Below are 6,873 nucleotides of genomic sequence, written 5' to 3' on the forward strand. Positions count from 1 at the left end.
TGCTAATAATAATCAAACAGCAGGCGGTAATATTTCCGGAGATGTTAATCAAAATGCTGGCAATAATGCTAATAATAATCAAACTGCCGGAGGTAATATTATCGGAGATATTAATCAAAATGCCGGCAATAATGCTAATAACAATCAAACTGCCGGAGGTAATATTATCGGAGATATTAATCAAAATGCCGGCAATAATGCTAATAATAATCAAACAGCAGGCGGTCAACAAACAATTGGTAATGTAACTCAAACTGCAGGTAATAATGCCATCAATATTCAAACAGCAGGTGGTCAGCAAAATATAGGAGAAATTAATCAAACTTTTGGCAATGAATCTATCAATATCCAACGTCCAAGAGTTAATCAAAATACAGATAATACCTCAGTAAATTCTAATAATAATAATAGTATCAATATTAATCCTGTTATTAATCAAACAAATTCCCAGAACAATTCCACAAATAATACCACCACAAATTCCCAAGAAACTAACACTTTCTCAACAACCACAACCTCCGAGATAATTTCGACAGCTACTCCCAGTAACAATAACCAAACAGCCAACACAACAACAGCCCAAAGTCAGACAGAATCATCCATTAACAGTAGCACCGACACCCAACAAATCTTAAAAATAATAGACACTCCTAATACAAATCCTCTCACAGTTGCCACAAGTTCAGACCAAGTAATAACCATCTTAGAACAAACTCGTAGCAACGAATATTCTAATTATTTAGGAGTAGATTTACAGTCACAATTTCTCAGGACAAAAAACGTCCGAGAAATCTTAACCGATATGGCAGCTCAAACCGGAAAAGAATCTGCCGTTGTTTATATTAACACTTATCCAGACCAATTACAAATAATATTATATACCAAAGATGGTCAGCCAATTATTAAAACTATCCCCGCAGCCAAGTACAAAGCAATTAAGAAAAATGCCCTGACTTTACGCGCACACATTATCAATCCTTCCCGCCGTCATACTGATAGCTATTTGCCATCAGCACAACAATTATATGATTGGCTCATCGCACCTATATCAGCAGAATTAGAAGCAGCAAATATTGATACTTTACTGTTTAGTATGGATGAAGGTTTACGAACTTTACCTCTGGCAGTATTACATGATGGGTCACAATTTTTAATTGAAAAATATAGTATTAGTTTAATTCCCAGTGTCAGTTTAATGGATACTAATTATCGCTCTCTTGAAGATACTAAAGTATTAGCAATGGGAGCAAGTGAATTTACATCTCAAAGTCCTTTACCAGCAGTACCTGTGGAGTTAGACATTATTTCCGAAAAACTGTGGCAGGGTCGTCAATTCCTCAATGAAGATTTTACTCGTAATAACTTGTTGAATGAACGTAAAAATTATCCTTATCCTATTATTCATTTAGCTACTCATGCAGAATTTTTACCCGGTGTAGCTAGCACCTCCTACATTCAGTTATGGGGTGACGAACAAATAAAATTAGACCAAATTAGGGAGTTTGGTTGGAATGAACCAGCAGTAGAATTGTTAGTCTTGTCTGCTTGTCGCACTGCTTTTGGCGATAAAAATGCGGAATTAGGGTTTGCCGGGTTAGCGGTAGCAGCAGGAGTCAAGTCAGCTTTAGCTAGTATTTGGTATGTGAGTGATGAGGGTACATTGGGGTTAATGACAGAATTTTATACTCATTTGAATAATGCTAAGATTAAGGCGGAGGCGTTAAGACAAGCACAGTTAGCAATGTTGCGAGGAAAGGTGGTTATTACAAAAGGGGAGTTAAGGGGAAGTGGAACGCGTCGTGCGGTGGTGTTACCGTCGGTGTTAGCAAATATACAGTATGATAATTTATCTCATCCTTATTATTGGGCGGGGTTTACTCTGGTTGGTAGTCCTTGGTAAGAGAATTTAGAATTTAGAATTGAGGAGGTAGGAGGCAGGAGGTTCTGTTCATATAAAATCCCCTTGTCTCCCTGTCTCCCTGTCATGAGAATTGAGAATTGATAATTTAGAATTGATATCATGTCCGTTGGTATCGTTTGTCTAAAAGTTGGGGAAAGAGCTACAATTAGTAAGGTTTTTCCTTCTTCCTTCTTCTTCCTTCTTTCTTCTCTTCTAGATAACTAAAGCCTTCTCTTCTAGATAACTAAAGCCTTCTCTCCAAGATTACTAAAGCCTTCTTCCTTGGTAAATGGTTAAAATCTTGCAGTGCAGGCCGGAAAGCACGCAATAGATGTACCTCATAACTTCGGAAACCGCTGTAATATTACCGGGTAATTAATAATTATTAATTAAATAATTGAGGTTAAAAGCCTCCCCTTTCAAGGGGAAAAAAATCAATTTTTTCCTTAGCTTGTCAATCCGATGGTTTTAACCAGAGGTAATTATCAATTATCAATTATCAAAAAACCTTTTTCTAGCTTTTTTCTTTGGATGATTGGACTTTGCGTTTGAGGGTTGAGACTGCACCAACGGCACCGAGAGCGATGAAACCAAGACTGGAGGTTGGTTCGGGAACTGTTCTAGATTCAGCAAAGCTTTGGCCTCCTCCACTGAGTGTTTGCTCTGAAGTCAGATCAAACTGAGAAAGATCCAAAGTGTAACTAAAAGATATATCTGATAGCAAACCATCATTTGTTCCAAGTCCATTCGTCGGATCTTCTAAAAGAGCTTCTAAATCTAAAGCTGTAGTCGAAAATGTAAGACTTGGATCGGAATTAAAATTAACAATAGCATCTACTGAAGAAAGTCCTAATGCCAATATCTCTATTGAAAAAATAGGGTTTTCTAGTACAGTTGATTCTCGACTGAATGTCGTACGAGCCATATCCTGTTCATCTTCTGCAAAAACTGAAGACCCTGCTTCTAAAGTGATTTCCTCATCAAAAATATTATCGAGGAAAGTTTCTGTACCAAAGAATTGTGGGTCCCTACCACGAGCAATTGCCGATCCAGATGGGCTTCTATTCTCTCTGTTTACAATTGCAGCAAGATTGAGTTGCCAGTTGAAGTAAGATCCTTTTTGTTCTGTTACTTGCATGTTAGAGGCAGCTCTAACTCTTGTAACTTTTCCAGACTGCTGACATGAGTCGGACAATGCCAGTGTTTCATTTCTGTTTGAGTTATAAGAATAGCTTCTTTGATTTTGACTCTTTTCTCTCTGACCACATTCTGTATTTTGATTTCCCAGAGTATAATTTGCCCTTTCTACTCGACCGCTATCATTATTTGTATCCCTTGAACTGGTGTTGTTAGTAGTCCAGTTTACACTAGCTCTAGCGTTAAGTGCATAAGCTTCTTGATTAAAAGTTGTAATTGTTAAACAAAATGCTGATAAGATTAATGATAAATAATTTTTAGTGGTCTTTAACACTTAATAAACCTCCTATTGACAAAATTCAAATTTGCTACTGCACACTGCAGCTAATTCCACCAAGCGTGACGTACACCCTTAGCTACCAAGATCCTGCACTACAAATATTTATTTAATTGTTAATATCCAAATTAAAAATACTTGGAATCTGCTGTAATTAACTATAACATACTGCTTCTTAAATAATTATCATAAATCAGTATCTTTACTGAATCTTCATAAACTTACAATGATAATTGATAATTGATAATTGATAATTGATAATTGATAATTGATAATTTAGAATTCTATCTGGCTGCTAAAAAATTTTGACAATTAATTTTGACATCAATTATTGTTTTTCCCTTTTGTTCCGAATAATACTACTATTTCTTTTAGTTTTTATCGGCTTTGTTGCATAAAAGTAGTGATAGAACATCCATTCCGCTTTGGTTCGCACATCAAACGCAGAGCAAGTGCGGCAACTATATCGCTCTCTTTCGCGATTATTGATGTTCTATTCATCTATTGTCCAATAGTTAGGAGGTACAGATCGACTCTCAAAACCTTTACAGGTAAAAAATTCAGTTTTTTCTATCTCAGATTGATGTTTTACTCATCTATTGTCCAATAGTTACAGCAGTTTCCGCGCATTATAAAGTACATATGCACAAGCAAGTGCGGCAGCTATATGTTTTCATGCAACAAATCGGGATCTAGCAATCCGCGCTTACAGCGGTTTTTATGATTACTAGACCACAGTAGGGACATTGCACAGGCAAAAATGCGTTTTCCGTTCCGGAATGCTCCGCTTTCCATGTCGCGCAGCGTTTTGCTGGCGCACAACTTTCCGTCAGCAAAACATCCCTACGGGGTTTTTGGTTATGGCGATGTGGTTCATCAATCTGAAAACCGCTGTATGTTGTAAGATTTTATCTAACGGGGTTTGGTTTCCAAATCCCATCTTAGCTTGGGGAAAGGAGACGAAACCCCTACAATTTTTTTTCACAAATCATTTTAGAGAAATCTTTCCAGAGTCAAACTTGTCAAATGAAAGAAAATAATTAACTAAACTGAAAAATGAAGGTTATACTGTAAACTAAAAAATACTCTTAGAAAACTTACCCAAACCCCATGCGGTTGCAACGTCAGTTCAGTGGACAAATTATCACCTTAGACACCCAAAACCCAATTGGTGGCGGTGGTGAAGGTCGTATCTATTCTGTGGTACAAAATCCATCTCTAGTGGCCAAAATTTACCATAAACCTACAGACGAGGATGCCCATAAACTGACCGTAATGTTCTCTCATCCACCAGACGCACCTATGGGAACCGGACATTCAGCGATCGCGTGGCCTATAGACCTATTACGCACTACCAATAACAAACACCAAATAGTTGGCTTTTTAATGCCTCGTGTTTCCAGAGCGGAACCGATACATATATTCTACAACCCTAGAAACCGTCGGCAACAAAAACCCCTGTTCAACTATCGTTATCTCCACCGCACCGCTCGTAACTTAGTGGCAGCAGTCAACGCTTTACATAACAGTGGATATGCCATCGGGGATGTCAACGAATCAAATATTCTAGTCACCGATACCGCTCTTGTCACCCTAGTTGATACCGACTCATTTCAAGTTCGCGACCCCTATACCCTAGAAATTTACCGTTGTCCAGTCGGTAAACCAGAATTCACCCCTCCGGAATTACAAGGTCGGAGTTTCCGGGAAATTGACCGCAAACCCGAACATGACTTATTTGGCGTAGCAGTATTAATATTTCAACTATTGATGGAGGGAACTCACCCTTTTGCTGGAGTTTACAAAGGTAGAGGCGAACCTCCAACTCTCGAAGCACGAGTCAAAGCAGGTCATTTTCCCTACAGTACAAAGCGAGTTCCCTATCGCCCGACACCACTTGCGCCAGATTGGAAAATTTTGCATCCCAGCATACAACAATTATTAATTGACTGTTTTGAATTAGGGCATCAACATCCAGAGTTGCGCCCAGATACGAGAACTTGGTTGAAGGCGTTGCGAGAGTCAGAGAATAGTCTAGTGACTTGTCAGAAAAATCATCAGCATTTGTATGGAAATCACTTAAAATATTGTCCGTGGTGCGAACGTACCAAACTATTAAAAGGAAGAGACCCTTTTCCATCAAGGGAAGCAGTAAGAAATAAACAACATTTGGAACCTGCTGTCAAAAAGCGTAAACTCTTATCATTAGCGCCACAAAAAACTACTGTCCCTAAAAAACCAGCACCACCCAAACCAATTATCATCACTCGAAAAATGGGGCAATATCAACCCTTACTCACCCCTGTTTCTATCAAATTCAAACCGCCTTCAGTTCCAATAATTCCCCTACCAGGGGGTGGCAAAGGTCTTGTTGGCGTTGCCCAAGATGCCATTTTTGGAAGCTTTTGGGGAGTGTTGTGTGCAGCAGCAGTAGCAGGTCTCGTATTAGGAATAATTAAAAGTAGCGTTGCTGTTTTAGGTGGAGTAATAATGGGAATATTGTGGGGAGGTTTTTTCGCGATCGCCTGGCAATATATTATTCCTATGGGGTTCTCGACTGGCAGTTTAGGTTTAACCGGAGCGCTGTGGGGAGGGTTTATTGCTGCTGCTATTAGTGGCGCTGTTTATGGAATTAGTAACCGCGTGGGTGTATTTGGACAAGCAGTTGTATTTGGTGGATTTTTAGGTACTATTTGGGGAGCTATTTGGAGTGCTTTTAAACCACCCTTAGCGCTGCCTACTTCTGGACGAGTTTGGGGTAGACGAGGTTTATTTTTAGGAGCAATTTGGGGAGCTTTTTTAGGTACAGTTATTGGAGGAATTTTAGCAGGAGTTTTTGTGTTTCAGGAAAGTCTGAATGAGAATAATAATTCTTGGATTGAATTAGTATCTATATTAATAAGTAGTATGATTCCAGCAATAGGTGTAGGTGCTATGGGTGGGATTATGGGAGGTGTTGTTTTAGGACCAATTTTAGGTGCGCCAACTTTACCTTTATCAAATAAATTATCGGGAATTAGAGGTGCTGTATTAGGTGGAATTTGGGGGTGTTTTTTAGGAGTAATTATTGGGGTAATTTTGGGTGGAATTTTACCACAAATTCTGTCAATAGATTTAGTTGGAATTATGCGAATTGATGCAGATTGGACTTCAATCCTTTCAACAATTTTTGGAGCTGGTTTAGGTGCTATTGGTGGTTGTTTTTCTGGAGCAGCTTGGGGGAGTATGGGAAAATGGTAGATCGAGTCAAAAGTCAAAAGTTAAAAGTTAAAATTATTAAAACAGGACTTAGGTTAAATAGTGATAATTAAAGCTCGTAGAATTGCTCTAGCCCTAATATCGATATTTTTCGGGCTAGAGCAATTCTACAAACAAAAACTTTTGTATCACTAATTATCCGGACACGATATTATACCATGTCCGATTAAACGCTTATAATTTAAGATAGTAGGGGAGTAGAGGAGTAGGGGAGTAGGGGAGTAGGGGAGTAGGGGAGTAG

General features: G+C 38.6%; 3 protein-coding genes. 2 read left to right on the forward strand and 1 reads right to left on the reverse strand.

Annotated features, from left to right (window positions below; all coding sequences use genetic code 11):
- A partial coding sequence (locus tag AFK68_RS16995; RefSeq protein WP_143437960.1) for a CHAT domain-containing protein occupies window positions 1–1,900 on the forward strand: 1,900 nt, incomplete at its 5' end.
- A gap of 514 nt (window positions 1,901–2,414) precedes the next feature.
- On the opposite strand, the gene AFK68_RS17000 is transcribed toward AFK68_RS16995, so the two are convergent.
- Window positions 2,415–3,371, reverse strand: coding sequence for a PEP-CTERM sorting domain-containing protein (locus tag AFK68_RS17000; protein ID WP_094673806.1), 957 nt, complete (start codon window positions 3,369–3,371; stop codon window positions 2,415–2,417).
- A gap of 1,113 nt (window positions 3,372–4,484) precedes the next feature.
- On the opposite strand from AFK68_RS17000, the gene AFK68_RS17005 reads away from it, so the two are divergent.
- A complete protein-coding gene (locus AFK68_RS17005; protein WP_094673807.1) occupies window positions 4,485–6,614 on the forward strand; it encodes a DNA-binding protein in 2,130 nt (709 codons plus the stop codon).
- The last annotated feature ends 259 nt before the right edge of the window (window positions 6,615–6,873 follow it).

This window comes from Hydrocoleum sp. CS-953 (assembly GCF_002260545.1).
Taxonomy (GTDB): Bacteria; Cyanobacteriota; Cyanobacteriia; order Cyanobacteriales; family Microcoleaceae; genus Trichodesmium.

Excerpts from the sequence above, each read along its gene's own strand:
- AFK68_RS17005 (WP_094673807.1), top strand. The coding sequence starts at position 4,485 with ATGCGGTTGCAACGTCAGTTCAGTGGACAAATTATCACCTTAGACACC.